At 66.7% G+C, this 13,096-nt stretch carries 14 protein-coding genes; 11 read left to right on the top strand and 3 right to left on the bottom strand.

Annotation, left to right across the window (positions count from 1 at the left end; all coding sequences use genetic code 11):
* Positions 1-6: 6 nt before the first annotated feature.
* Both NYR58_RS12235 and NYR58_RS12230 read right to left on the bottom strand, forming a co-directional pair.
* Positions 7-525: an A24 family peptidase gene (locus tag NYR58_RS12235; RefSeq protein WP_261521142.1), complete on the bottom strand. Its 519-nt coding sequence runs from the start codon at positions 523-525 to the stop codon at positions 7-9.
* A gap of 76 nt (positions 526-601) precedes the next feature.
* Positions 602-778 (bottom strand): Flp family type IVb pilin, encoded by a 177-nt coding sequence (locus NYR58_RS12230; RefSeq protein WP_261521141.1) that lies wholly within the window; start codon positions 776-778, stop codon positions 602-604.
* A gap of 320 nt (positions 779-1,098) precedes the next feature.
* Between NYR58_RS12230 and NYR58_RS12225 the strand changes: the two genes are divergently transcribed.
* The 11 genes from NYR58_RS12225 (at position 1,099) to NYR58_RS12175 (ending at position 11,888) form a co-directional block, all read left to right on the top strand.
* A complete protein-coding gene (locus NYR58_RS12225) occupies positions 1,099-1,542 on the top strand; it encodes a pilus assembly protein N-terminal domain-containing protein (protein ID WP_378074679.1) in 444 nt (147 codons plus the stop codon).
* A 122-nt stretch (positions 1,543-1,664) separates the two neighbouring features.
* Positions 1,665-2,234, top strand: coding sequence for a TadE/TadG family type IV pilus assembly protein (locus NYR58_RS12220; protein WP_261521140.1), 570 nt, complete (start codon positions 1,665-1,667; stop codon positions 2,232-2,234).
* 7 nt (positions 2,235-2,241) lie between these two features.
* Positions 2,242-2,850 carry a TadE/TadG family type IV pilus assembly protein gene (locus tag NYR58_RS12215; protein ID WP_261521139.1) on the top strand — a complete coding sequence of 203 codons (609 nt, stop codon included), beginning with the start codon at positions 2,242-2,244 and terminating at the stop codon, positions 2,848-2,850.
* A gap of 61 nt (positions 2,851-2,911) precedes the next feature.
* Positions 2,912-4,141, top strand: a complete 1,230-nt coding sequence (locus NYR58_RS12210) for a phosphopentomutase (protein WP_261521138.1) — start codon at positions 2,912-2,914, stop codon at positions 4,139-4,141.
* Positions 4,134-5,024: a bifunctional DNA-formamidopyrimidine glycosylase/DNA-(apurinic or apyrimidinic site) lyase gene (mutM, locus tag NYR58_RS12205; protein ID WP_261521137.1), complete on the top strand. Its 891-nt coding sequence runs from the start codon at positions 4,134-4,136 to the stop codon at positions 5,022-5,024. The genes NYR58_RS12210 and mutM overlap by 8 nt, the downstream gene beginning before the upstream one ends.
* Positions 5,025-5,064: 40 nt before the next feature.
* On the top strand, positions 5,065-5,838 hold the full coding sequence (locus NYR58_RS12200) for an enoyl-CoA hydratase (RefSeq protein WP_261521136.1): 774 nt from the start codon (positions 5,065-5,067) through the stop codon (positions 5,836-5,838).
* 157 nt (positions 5,839-5,995) lie between these two features.
* Positions 5,996-6,262, top strand: a complete 267-nt coding sequence (rpsT, locus tag NYR58_RS12195; RefSeq protein ID WP_261521135.1) for a 30S ribosomal protein S20 — start codon at positions 5,996-5,998, stop codon at positions 6,260-6,262.
* An 837-nt stretch (positions 6,263-7,099) separates the two neighbouring features.
* On the top strand, positions 7,100-8,629 hold the full coding sequence (gene dnaA, locus NYR58_RS12190; RefSeq protein ID WP_261521134.1) for a chromosomal replication initiator protein DnaA: 1,530 nt from the start codon (positions 7,100-7,102) through the stop codon (positions 8,627-8,629).
* Between the two features lie 181 nt (positions 8,630-8,810).
* On the top strand, positions 8,811-9,929 hold the full coding sequence (gene dnaN, locus NYR58_RS12185; protein ID WP_261521133.1) for a DNA polymerase III subunit beta: 1,119 nt from the start codon (positions 8,811-8,813) through the stop codon (positions 9,927-9,929).
* Positions 9,926-11,098, top strand: a complete 1,173-nt coding sequence (gene recF / locus NYR58_RS12180) for a DNA replication/repair protein RecF (protein ID WP_261521132.1) — start codon at positions 9,926-9,928, stop codon at positions 11,096-11,098. The genes dnaN and recF overlap by 4 nt, the downstream gene beginning before the upstream one ends.
* Positions 11,099-11,129: 31 nt before the next feature.
* Positions 11,130-11,888, top strand: a complete 759-nt coding sequence (locus tag NYR58_RS12175) for a molybdopterin-synthase adenylyltransferase MoeB (RefSeq protein WP_261521126.1) — start codon at positions 11,130-11,132, stop codon at positions 11,886-11,888.
* Between the two features lie 9 nt (positions 11,889-11,897).
* Here the strand turns inward: NYR58_RS12175 and NYR58_RS12170 are convergent, their stop codons facing one another.
* Positions 11,898-12,911, bottom strand: coding sequence for a 2-hydroxyacid dehydrogenase (locus tag NYR58_RS12170; protein ID WP_261521123.1), 1,014 nt, complete (start codon positions 12,909-12,911; stop codon positions 11,898-11,900).
* Between the last annotated feature and the right edge of the window lie 185 nt (positions 12,912-13,096).

Genomic DNA, 13,096 nt, shown 5'->3' with positions numbered 1-13,096 from the left:
CGGCGCCTATGCGGCCAGCCGGGCGATGGCCCATTGCATGAGCGGGCTTTCGGCATAGGCAAGGAGCCCGCCGAACCCCAGGGCGATGCCGTAGGGGATGCCGGCCTTGCTGTCGGCCACGTGGCGCAGGAGCAGATGATTGCCGACGAGCAGCGAAAGGCCGGAGCTGCGGAAGAGAACCAGCGCCACGGTGAGCAACCCGCCGGCAAGCGCTGCGACCACCAGATAGTTCACGAGACCGAGGCCGAAACCGAACCAGACGGCGCTTGCCGCCATGAGCTTGGCATCCCCGCCGCCCATGCCGCCGATGGCGAACAGCACGAAGGTGACTGCCAGAACAGCCGCGCCGGCGGCGAAATGCAGGCCGATCTCCGCCCATCCCATACCCGTCAGCGGCGCCAGCACGGCAAAGGCGGCAACCAGCAGAAGGGAAACACGGTTGGCGATGGTCATCGACACCAGGTCGGAGACCGCCGCAAAGACCATGCAGAAGGGAAAGATGACGAAGATCGCGGCTTCAAGCATGTGTTCAATTCATTGTTTTGTTCTCATAACAGTATGCCGCCCGCTTCAAGCGGGCGGCATTTGTATGTATACAAGATTACTTCTTCGCGTTCTTCATCTCGTCGCTGACGGTCTTGAACGTGTTGCTGATCTGATCACCGAGCGTGGTCGCAGCGGTGATAATGCCGACAGCGATCAGCGCCGCGATCAGGCCGTATTCGATGGCGGTGGCGCCGGACTCGTCCTTCAGGAAACGTGCGAACAGCTTGGACATGAGAGAACTCCTTCTACCTCGTTTCTTCAGCACTTCCGCCGGCGATTTTTCCCCCGCCGATCAGAATGCCCTCACCCTACGCGGCAGCCCTTTCGATCGCTTTAACAAACAGGCTTACCGAAATCTTTCCTTGATCCGGTTTCTTCTCTGGTTAATCCGCACTTAAAGGAAAGATGGATTTTTACTTGATTTTTTCGCGGGTATTCTTTGCCTGCCGTGCACACGAGCGGCAGAAACCTGCGGGGACCGGGCTTAACCGCTGATTCACCAATCTCCCCCATCATGGGAACGGAGATGGTTGAGGCGGGGGAGCCGGGCCGATGACGAAGACAGGACAGATGAGCCAGCGGGCCGCCGGGGGAATTGCCCTTGCAGCTGCGCTTGCAGCCGGCATCCTGATGTCGCCGGCGCCTGCGCGGGCGCAGGAGGGCATTGCCGTGGTGATGAACCAGGCCAAGATCGTGCGGCTGGCGCGGCCGGCAGACACGATCGTGATCGGCAACCCGGAAATCGCCGATGCGGCGGTGCAGGACGCGCGCACCATCGTGCTGACCGGCCGCGGCTTCGGCGTAACCAATCTGGTGGTCTTCGACGCGGAAGGCCGGCCGGTCGTCGACGAGCAGATCGTCGTGTCGCGGCAGACGGCGAACTCCGTGCGCGTCTATCGGCGCTCGGACATCCAGACCCTGTCCTGCACCCCCTATTGCGAAGGCGCCTACAAGAGCGAGGCCGAGGAATATTCGGAGCAGGAGATGGGGCGCTAGGCCGAGACTTGATGCCCGGTTAACGCCGTTCCGACAATTTTACCGCCGCGGAAAACGCGAACGCAACGGCTGCGCGCCTAATCTGCCTGCGTCAATGCTTTGAAAGAAGGCGGGGTTAGGGCATGGACGACCGAAACACAGGGCAAGCCGGCGGCGGGCGCATGGCGCCGGGCGCACTGCTGCGCCGCTTCTGCCGCGACCGGAAGGGCGTGGCGGCCATCGAGTTCGCGGCGCTCGCCATTCCCTTCTTCCTGATGCTGTTTGCCATTCTGGAAAGCTGCATCTCCTTTGCCGCGCAGCAGCTCATGACCAATGCCACGCTGGATGTGGCGCGCCAGCTGCGCACCGGCGAGATAAAGCCTGCGACGCTGAGCGAGAAGGAGCTGCGCGACATGCTGTGCGCGCGCATCCGCCTGCTGGTCGCGGACAACTGCCCGGAGCTGGAGGTGGATCTGCGCACCTACGACACCTTCGAGGAGGCGGCGAGGGTGCGCATCAAGTTCACGCCGGATGGCGACCTGGACACCAGCGACTTCAAGGTCGAGCCCGGCGCATCGCTGTCGAAGAACATGCTGCGCGTCTTCTACCGCTGGCCGGTGATGACCGACCTGCTGCGCAAGTCCATGTCGAACCTGCCCGGCGGCAAGACTCTGCTCTTCTCCACCACCACGTGGCAGAACGAGCCTTACTGAGGGGGGCATGAACATGCGCGCAAGGAAATTCCTGCCGGGCGTCATCCGCCGCTTCCTGGCGGAGAGGCGCGGGGCGGTGGCAGTGGAGTTCGTCTTCGTCGCGCCGCTTCTGCTGGCGTTCTACTTTCTCACCATGGAATTCTCGCAGGCCATCGACACCAACCGAAAGCTCGACCGCACGGCCATCCTGGTGGGCGATCTCGTCGCCCAGACGCCGGAGATCACGCCGGAGGAGCTCGACGCGATCATGAAGATCGGCGAGGCCGTGCTGCAGCCCTATGGCCGCACGCAGCCGGAAATCACCGTCACGGGGATCGAGATCACCGACGAGCAGACGCCGAGGCCGCTGGTCGCCTGGTCGCGACGCCTTTCGAAGGGTTCCGGCGCGCGGGCCGCCACGCCGGGCAGCCCCATCAGCGTGCCCAAGGAGCTTATCTCCCCGGGTGCCTTCCTGATCCGTGCCGAGGCGACGCTGGCCTACGCCCCCGTCATCACCTGGTCGGAAAGCGGCAAGAGCACGCTCGGCCTGATGGCGGCGTTCGACCGCATCGACATGGGCGAGCGCCACTACCTGCGCCCGCGCGTCAGCCGCAGGGTGAAGTGCGAGGACTGCTGACACCGCCAGATTGCCAACGCGCACCGGCGCTTCTATGTGTGTGTCTCACTGGGAGAAGGCCATGGCGCGCGCGTTTCTTTTCGTCCTCGATTCCTTCGGCATCGGCCATGCCGCGGATGCGGCCCAGTTCGGCGACGAGGGCGCAGACACCTACGGCCACATCGCGCAGGCCGCCGCCGAAGGCAGGGCGGACAGGCAGGGCCTGAGACAGGGGCCGCTGCACCTGCCCAACATGCGCGCGCTCGGCCTCGACCACGCCGCGGCCATCGCCGCCGGCGGCAAGGCGCCGGACGGGCGGGCGCGCGGCTTCTTCGGCGCGGCGGCGGAACGGTCCTCCGGCAAGGACACGCCCTCCGGCCACTGGGAGATCGCCGGCGTGCCGGTGCCCTTCGCCTGGGGCTATTTTCCCGACACGGTGCCCGCCTTTCCGGCGGAACTGACCGAGCGGCTGGTGGCGGAGGGGGGGCTTGCCGGCATTCTCGGCAATTGCCATGCCTCGGGCACGGAGATCATCGCGCGGCTGGGCAAGGAGCACATCCGCACGGGCAAGCCCATCTGCTACACCTCGGCCGATTCGGTGTTCCAGATCGCCGCCCATGAGACCCATTTCGGGCTGGAGCGCCTCTATCACCTTTGCGAGACGGCGCGCCGCCTCGTCGATGACTACACCATCGGCCGCGTCATCGCGCGCCCCTTCGTGGGCGAGGATGCCGCCACCTTCCAGCGCACCTACAACCGGCGCGACTATGCCGTGCCGCCGCCCGAGCCCACGCTGCTCGACCGCGTGCAGGCGGGCGGCGGGCGGGTGCTGGCCGTGGGCAAGATCGGCGATATCTTCGCCCACCAGGGCGTGAGCGAGGTGCGAAAGGCGGCCGGCAACATGGCACTGTTCGACACCACGCTCGCGGCCATGGAGGACGCGCGGCAAGGCGACCTCGTCTTCACCAACTTCGTGGACTTCGACACCGCCTTCGGTCACCGGCGCGACGTGGCGGGCTATGCTGCGGCACTGGAAGCCTTCGACCGCCGCCTGCCGGAGGCGCTGTCGCGGCTGAAGCCGGGCGACATGCTGATGCTGACTGCCGACCATGGCTGCGACCCCACGTGGAAGGGCACCGACCACACGCGCGAGCGCGTGCCCATCCTGGGCGCGGGACCCGGGCTTTCGCCGGGCTCCGTCGGACTGCGGGAAAGCTATGCCGACATCGGCGAGACGGTGGCTGCCCATCTGGGCCTGCCGGCCGGCCGTCACGGCGTCTCCTTCCTGCCGGTGCTGCGCGCCGATGCCTGAGCTGCCCGAGGTCGAGACCGTTCGCCGCGGTCTGCAGCCGGCGATGGAGGGCGCCCGGCTTGCGGCGGTGGAGCTGCGCCGCCCGGATCTGCGCTTTCCCCTGCCCCGGAACCTCGGCGAACGGCTCGCCGGCCGTCGCATCACCGCGCTCGCGCGGCGCGCGAAATATCTGCTGATGCACATGGAGGACGGCACCGTCCTCATCTGCCATCTCGGCATGTCAGGCTCCTTCCGCATCGAGGACGGCACGGCGCGGATTGCCGGCAGCTTCCACCATCCGCGCGGCAAGGACGGGCGGCACGACCATGTCGTCTTTCACCTGGAAAGCCGGCATGGCCCGCCGCTCAGCGTCGTCTACAACGATCCGCGCCGTTTCGGCTTCATGGTGCTGGGCGAGGCCGCAACGCTTCAAGCGCACCCGCTTCTCGCCTCGCTGGGGGTGGAGCCGACGGGCAACGCGCTGGACGGGGCGCTGCTTGCCCGGCTTCTCGCCGGCCGGCGGGCACCCCTCAAGGCCGTCCTCATGGACCAGCGCGTGATCGCCGGGCTCGGCAACATCTATGCCTGCGAGGCGCTGTGGCGCGCCGGCCTGTCGCCACGCCGCGCCGCCTCGACGCTGGCCGGGCGCGATGGCAGGGGAACGACGCGCAGCGCCCGGCTTGCCGAGGCCGTGCGCGCCGTCATCGCCGAGGCGATCGCCGCCGGCGGCTCGTCGCTGCGCGACCACATGCAGGCCGATGGCACGCTCGGCTATTTCCAGCACAGCTTCAGCGTCTATGACCGCGCCGGAAGCCCCTGCCCCCGGCAGGGCTGCGCCGGCACGGTGCGGCGCATCGTGCAGGCGGGGCGTTCCACCTTCTATTGTCCGGCCTGCCAGCGATAGGCTATTGCAGAACGCCAACCCGAGGGAAAGGACGACCGTCATGGCGCATGAGACGATCCAGGTGGAGACGCGGGGACGTGTGGGGCTCATCACGCTCAACCGGCCAAAGGCGCTGAACGCGCTCAACTCGCAGGTGCTTGAAGAGATCATCGACGCGGTGGAAGCCTTCGACGCCAATGCCAAGGTGGGCGCCATCGTGCTGACCGGCTCGCAGAAGGCCTTCGCCGCCGGCGCCGACATCAAGGAAATGCAGGCCAAGACCTACATCGAAGCCTATATGGAGGATTACTTCTCCGGCTGGGAGCGGTTCACCCGCGTGCGCAAGCCGGTGATCGCCGCCGTGGCCGGCTATGCGCTGGGGGGCGGCTGCGAGCTTGCCATGATGTGCGATTTCATCATCGCCGCCGACAACGCCAAGTTCGGCCAGCCGGAGATCACGCTCGGCGTCATGCCCGGAATGGGCGGCACGCAACGCCTGACGCGCTTCGTGGGCAAGTCCAAGGCCATGGAGATGTGCCTGACCGGGCGCCTGATGGACGCCGAGGAGGCCGAGCGCTGCGGCCTCGTCTCGCGCGTGGTGCCGGCGGGCGAGCTGATCGAGGAGGCGCTGGAGGTGGCCAGCAAGATTGCCGAGTTCTCGCTGCCCGCCGTCATGATGACCAAGGAGGCCGTCAACCGCGCTTACGAGACGACGCTGGCCGAGGGCCTGCGCTATGAAAGGCGGGTCTTCCATGCCATGTTTGCACTCGATGACCAGAAGGAAGGCATGACCGCCTTCATCGAGAAGCGATCGGCCCAGTTCAGGAACCGCTGACGGGGGGCGACAGGGCGTTGACGCGCCAGGAAAGCTGCTCTATAAGCCGCTCCGATCGAGGCGGCCCGTCGGCTGCCCTTTTCGTTTGTGCGTGGTGCCCGGGAGCCGGAGAACAGAGCGGCCTCGCGACAGCACCCATTGAGATGAGAGAGGACAGATGGCCAACACCACTTCGGCCAAGAAGGCGGTGCGCAAGATTGCCCGCCGTACCGCGGTGAACAAGAGCCGCCGCTCGCGCGTCCGCAGCTTCGTCCGCAAGGTTGAAGAGGCGCTGGCCGCTGGCGACAAGGAAGCGGCGCAGAACGCGCTCAGGGCGGCCCAGCCGGAGCTGATGCGCGCTGCCTCCAAGGGCGTTCTTCACCGCAATACCGCCTCGCGGAAAGTTTCGCGGCTATCCCGTCGGGTGAAGGCGCTCGGCGCCTAGGCTGTTCATCGACATTGCTTGCGAACCCGGCCTTCTGGGTCGGGTTTTTCTTTGCCGGCCAATAGGTTGGAGCACCCCGCCCGGGCGTTGTTCCGCCGTGGCCGTTTTTTATTTGCCGGCGGCATTTCCGCAGCGCTAGGAAAACTGTCATACACGCCCTTCGCGCGACTCGCCTCGAAGGAAAATATTTATTATATAACAATGTCTTATGGGGCTTTATCCACAGGTTGCGGGTGTCATCCGCGAGCCCCGCGCAGTCCGCGAATGTCAAGCAGATTTTTTTATTTCTTTTTGCGTCGCGGCGGCGTTCCGCACCCCTCCCAAAAGCTTATTGAATCAAAATGGCTTATCGTTTTTGCTGCGCCGGCCAAGGGGATTTCGCCCTGCCGGGCGGCACCGGAGCGGCGAAAAAAGCGATGGCGTCGGCCTTGCCCTTTCCGGCCGGATTTCGGTATTGTCACCCCATCGCAAGGACAGGCGCAGCGCCTGAAGAGACCAAGCCAAAAAGGCAGCATTTGCCGCGCGGCATCTTCCGCGCGACGGCCTGCTTTTGTCCGAGCGACGGTTTGAGGGGTCCCGGGGGATCGACATTGCCGCAATGGAAGGTTTGGTCTGGTCGACAGCCGGAAGATGCCTTCCTTTGGTTCGATGCGGCAGCGGGTCGATCCGGCGGGACGGGACGGGTACACCAGAGACGGACAGGAAAAGGAGGTGCGCTGCCGGCGGAAACCGAGAGAGGGGCAAAAAATATTGGGCACACGGAACGGGCGGGCCGGACGTGTTTGGCGCGGGAACGCGTCTGTTTGAAGAACAAACGTTTTTAACAGGGAAACGAGGATGCAAAGCGGCGTCGAACGGGAAGCTGAGGGAGCCTTGTCTTTTCACAATCCCGCAGCCCAGGGGGAAGAAGCGGCCAATGGCGGGGCATCCGCCGTCTTCGATCGGGTCAGGGCACAGTTGAAGGCCAGACTGGGGACCGAGGTTTATTCCAGTTGGTTCGGCCGCATGAAGCTGGCGGAGACCTCCAAGGGAATCGTCCGCATTTCCGTGCCCACCGCCTTTCTGCGCGCCTGGATCAACGGCCACTATCTCGACCTCATCACCGAGCTGTGGCGGGCGGAGGACCCCTCGGTCCTGAAGGTGGAGTTCGTGGTGCGCACGGCCACCCGCGGCAGCGGCCACCGGCCGGAGGCCAAGCGGGCGGCGACCCGCAAGATCGCCCACCCCGCGCAGGGGCCTGCGACCGCCCAGCCGCTCGGCGGCAAGCGGCTCGCGGGGGTGAGCGTCGGGCGGGCAGAGCCTGCCGGCCGCCCCAACATCTTCGGCTCGCCTCTCGACAGCCGCTACACCTTCGATTCCTTTATCGAGGGCAAATCCAACCGCGTCGCCTATGCGGCCGCGCGCACGGTGGCCGAGTCGGCCTCCAGCGCGGTGCGCTTCAACCCGCTCTTCCTGCACGCGGCGGTGGGGCTGGGCAAGACCCACCTTCTCCAGGCCATTGCCGCCGCCTCGCTGAAGTACCGGCCGCAATCGCGCGTCGTCTATCTGACGGCCGAGTATTTCATGTGGCGTTTCGCCACGGCCATCCGCGACAACAACGCGCTGACGCTGAAGGAACAGCTGCGCGACATCGACCTGCTGATCATCGACGATATGCAGTTCCTGCAGGGCAAGTCGATCCAGAACGAGTTCTGCCACCTGCTCAACATGCTGCTGGACAGCGCCCGGCAGGTCGTGGTGGCGGCGGACCGGCCGGCCGCCGAGCTGGAATCGCTCGAACCGCGCGTCAAGTCGCGCCTCAATGGCGGCGTCTCGCTGGAGATCTCGCCGCCCGACTACGAGCTGCGCCTCGCCATCCTCAAGCAGCGCCTCGCCGCCGCGCAGGCGGAGGACCATTCGCTCAACATTCCGCTGGAGGTGCTGGAGCACGTGGCGCGCACCGTGACCGGCAGCGGCCGCGAGCTCGAAGGTGCTTTCAACCAGCTCGTGTTCCGCCAATCCTTCGAGCCCCACATCACGCTGGAGCGCATCGACGAGATCCTGGGGCCGGTCTGCCGTTCCGGCGAGCCGCGCCGCGTGCGCATCGAGGACATCCAGCGCATCGTAGCGCGCCACTACAACGTTTCGAAGACCGAGCTCCTGTCCAACCGGCGCACGCGCACCATCGTCAAGCCGCGCCAGGTGGCCATGTATCTGGCCAAGGTGCTGACGCCGCGCTCCCTGCCCGAGATCGGCCGTCGTTTCGGCGGGCGCGACCACACAACGGTGCTGCACGCGGTGCGCAAGATCGAGGGCATGTCGGGCGACGACCGGCAACTTGCCCAGGAGATCGAGCTGCTGAAACGGCTGATCAGCGAACAGGCCTGAGGCCGACCGCCCGCCGGGCGGGCGTTATCCCCAAAAAGCCCGCGGAAAACGGCTGTGGCCTTTCCGCGGGCTTGCCTTTCCCGAAAATTTCCTGTCAGTTTGCAGCAAATCCGGCCTCGGCGCCGCGATGGGCGCGGTCCCAACCGCGCCCGAATTCTCATCCAGGCGAGTCTCACCGGTCATGCGTGTAGTTCTTGAACGTTCAAACCTTCTGAAGTCCCTGGGCCATGTGCACCGGGTGGTGGAACGGCGCAACACCATTCCCATCCTCTCCAACGTGCTGCTGTCGGCGGATGGCGCCAGCCTGGAGATGAAGGCCACCGACCTCGATCTGGAGGTGACGGAGGCGGCCCCCGCCAATGTCGAGCAGGCCGGCGCCACCACCGTGCCGGCGCACCTGCTCTACGACATCGTGCGCAAGCTGCCGGACGGCGCGGAGGTAATGCTGAAGATGGACGAGAGCGGCAATGCCATGTCCGTCGTCTCCGGCCGCTCCTCCTTCCGCCTGCAATGCCTGCCGCAGGCCGACTTTCCCGCGCTCCCCGCAGGCCAGTTCTCGCACATCTTCCGCCTCGAGTCGGAAGCGCTGCACGACCTCATCGAGAAGACGCACTTTGCCATCTCCACGGAGGAGACGCGCTACTATCTCAACGGCATCTACCTCCACACGCTGGAGGTCGACGGCGCGCTGAAGCTTCGCGCCGTGGCGACGGACGGCCACCGCCTGGCGCGCGCCGAGATCGAGGCGCCGGCGGGTTCGGAGGGCATGCCGGGCATCATCATCCCGCGCAAGACCGTGGGCGAGTTGCAGAAGCTGGTGGACGATCCCGATGTGGCGGTGACGGTGGAGCTTTCGGAGGCCAAGATCCGGTTCACCATCGGCAGCGTGGTGCTCACCTCCAAGCTTATCGACGGCACCTTCCCGGACTATCAGCGCGTCATCCCGACGACCAACGACAAGGAGCTGCTGATTGACCGGCAGAACTTCTCCGCCGCCGTCGACCGCGTCTCCACCATCTCCTCGGAGCGCGGCCGCGCGGTGAAACTGTCCATCGCCGGCGGGCAGGTGACGCTGACGGTCAACAACCCCGATTCCGGCAGCGCCACGGAGGAGATTCCGGCCGGCTACGAGGCAGAGCCCATCGAGATCGGTTTCAACGCCCGCTATCTTCTCGACGTGGCCGCACAGCTCTCCGGTGCGGAGGTGAAGTTTCTCCTGGCCGACGCCGGCTCGCCCACCATCATCCAGGACACGTCCGACGAGCGGGCGCTCTATGTCCTGATGCCGATGCGGGTGTGACGGCGCTTTCGCAGCCAGCCGGCGGGAGCGGGCGCCCGGCGCAGGTCCATATCGAGAAACTGACGCTCACCAATTTCCGCAACTATCGCGCCCTGTCGCTTTCGCTGGGGCCCGGCGCGGTGGTGCTGACCGGCGAGAACGGCGCCGGAAAGACCAACCTGCTGGAGGCCGTCTCCTTCCTTTCGCCCGGCCGCGGCCTGCGCCGCGCCACGCTGGAGGAGGCGGCGACCCTGGGCAGCGCCGGCGGCTTCGCCGTCCATGCGCAGGTCGCAGGTCCCTTCGGCACCTGCAGCCTTGGCACCGGCACCGCCGGTGCGGATGCCCAGGATGCCGGGCGCCGCGTGCGCATCAATGGCGAGCCGGCGCGCGGGATCGACGCCCTTCTGGAGTGGGTGCGCGTCATCTGGGTAACGCCTGCCATGGATACGCTCTTTACCGGCCCTGCCTCGGACAGGCGCCGCTTTCTCGACCGCATGGTGCTGGCCATCGACCCGGCGCATGGGCGCCGCGCGCTCGACTACGAGAAGGCGATGCGGGCGCGCAACCGCCTGCTGACCGAGGACACGCACGACGATGCCTGGTTCGAGGCCATCGAGACACAGATGGCAGAGACGGGCGTGGCGATCGCCGCAGCGCGGGCCGAGATGGTGCGCCTGCTGGCGGCGATGATGGAGCGCCTGCCCGCCGATACGCCGTTCCCCAAGGCGCAGGTCGCCCTTCAGGGCACGCTCGACGAACAGATGGGCGCCATGCCGGCGGTGGATGTGGAGGAGGCGTTTCGCGCCCGCCTGCGCACCGGGCGGCCGCGCGACCGGGCGGCGGGGCGCACGCTGGAAGGCCCGCACAGGAGCGAGCTTCTGGTGCGCCACGGCCCCAAGGACATGCCGGCGGAGCGCTGCTCGACCGGCGAGCAGAAAGCGCTGCTCGTTGGCCTGGTGCTTGCCCATGCGCGGCTGACGGCGGAGCTTTCGGGCACCGCCCCCATCCTGCTCCTCGACGAGATCTCGGCGCATTTCGATGCTGGACGGCGGGCAGCGCTGTTTGCGATCCTGGAGGAGCTGAACTGCCAAGCCTTCATGACCGGCACGGAAGCCGCGCTCTTCTCCAGCCTCGAAGGCCGGGCGCGCTTCTTCACCGTGGCCGCGGGCACGGTGCGACCGGCCACCTGACAGGCACGGCATCACGCGATAAGGTTCCCGCATGAGCCAACTTTCACCCGAAGAGCTGGAACGCTATGCGCGCCACGTGGTGCTGCCGGAGATCGGCGGCGCCGGCCAGCAGAAGCTGAAGCGCGCCCGCGTGCTGGTGCTCGGCGCGGGCGGCCTCGGCGCGCCCGTGCTGCAATATCTGGCCGCCGCCGGTGTCGGCACGCTGGGCATCGTGGACGACGACCACGTGGCCCTGTCCAATCTGCAGCGCCAGATCATCCATGACAGCGCCTCGCTGGGCATGCCCAAGGTGGACAGCGCGCGCGCCGCGATTGCCCGCCTCAACCCGCATGTGGCGGTGGAGGCCCACAGGCTGCGCCTGGAGGCAGACAATGCGCGCCCCCTCGTGGCGCGCTACGACGTGGCCGTGGACGGCTCGGACAATTTCGCCACCCGTTACGCACTCGCCGATGCCTGCGCGGCGGAGCGGCGGCCGCTCGTCACCGCCGCCGTCGGCCGCTTCGATGGCTCGCTGACCGTTCTCAAGCCCTACGAGACGGATGCGCGGGGCGCCCCGCTCCCCGCCTATCGCGATCTCTTTCCCGAAGCGCCGCCGCCGGGCCTCGTGCCAAGCTGCGCCCAAGCCGGCATCGTGGGCGCCCTGACCGGCGTCATGGGCGCGCTGCAGGCCATGGAGGTCATCAAGCTTATCACCGGCATCGGAGAGCCGCTCATCGGCCGGCTTCTGCTTTACGACGCGCTGGCGGCGCGTTTCGAGACGGTACGCTACCGCGCCCGCCAGGCCGGATAGGCGTTGCGCCTATCGCTCCGCGCCCGCCTTCCTGGGCAGCACGCGGTCCGGCGGCCGGTGCCCGTCGAAAAAGGTGCGGATGTTGATGATCACCTTCTCGCCCATGTCGATGCGGCCTTCGATGGTGGCCGACCCCATGTGCGGCAGGATCACCACCTTGCCGCGGGCGGCAAGCTTGACGAGCTTCGGGTTCACCGCGGGCTCATGCTCGAACACGTCGAGACCGGCGCCGGCGAGCCGGCCCTCCTCGATCATGCGGATCAGCGCATCCTCGTCGACCACATCGCCGCGCGCGGTGTTGACCAGATAGGCGGAGGGCTGCATCAGCGCCAGCCGCCGCGCCGACAGCAGGTGAAAGGTGCCGGGGGTGGAGGGGCAGTTGATGGAGATGATGTCCATGCGGGCAAGCATCTGGTCGAGGCTGTCCCAGTAGGTGGCTTCGAGCTCGTCCTCGATCATCGGCGCCACACGGTGGCGGTTGTGATAATGGATGGACAGGCCGAAGGCCCTGGCCCGCCGCGCCACCGCCGTGCCGATGCGGCCCATGCCGACAATGCCCAGCCGCTTGCCCCAGATGCGATGGCCCAGCATCCATGTGGGCGACCATCCGGCCCACTTGCCGTCCTCGGCGAGGACGGCCGCCCCCTCCGTGAGCCGCCGCGGCACCGCCAGGATCAGCGCCATGGTCATATCGGCGGTGTCCTCGTTAAGCACGTTGGGTGTGTTGGTGACGGTGATGCCCCGCTCGCCGGCCGCCGACACGTCGATGTTGTCCACGCCGTTGCCGTAATTGGCGATGAGGCGAAGCTGCTCGCCGGCCTGGGCGATCAGCGCGGCGTCGATGCGGTCGGTGATGGTGGGCACCAGAACATCGGCCTCCTTGACCGCCGCCACGAGCTCGGGCTGGCTCATCGGCCTGTCATCGACATTCAGCCGCGCGTCGAAGAGCTCGCGCATGCGCGTCTCGACCTGGTCCGGCAGCTTGCGGGTTATGACGACAAGTGGCTTTTTTCTGCCGGCCATGGGTACCTCGATCCCTTCCCGTTGAGACCTCTTTAACCAAGAGCGGCGACACTTCAAGACCACGCCGTTCCCGCTTGCAGTCCAAGGGTTTCGATGTCTAGCAAGCAGGCACGGCCAAGACAAAGAAAAAGGCGAAAGCCGTCTTGCCAGGGGCTGCCGTCGCAACCAGCGCACGCCTCCGGTTG

Origin of the sequence: Chelativorans intermedius (assembly GCF_025398255.1) — a bacterium.
In the GTDB taxonomy this organism is placed as follows: Bacteria; Pseudomonadota; Alphaproteobacteria; order Rhizobiales; family Rhizobiaceae; genus Chelativorans; species Chelativorans intermedius.
Note: the sequence above shows the minus strand (reverse complement) of the source record. Positions and strands in the feature narration are given on the sequence as shown.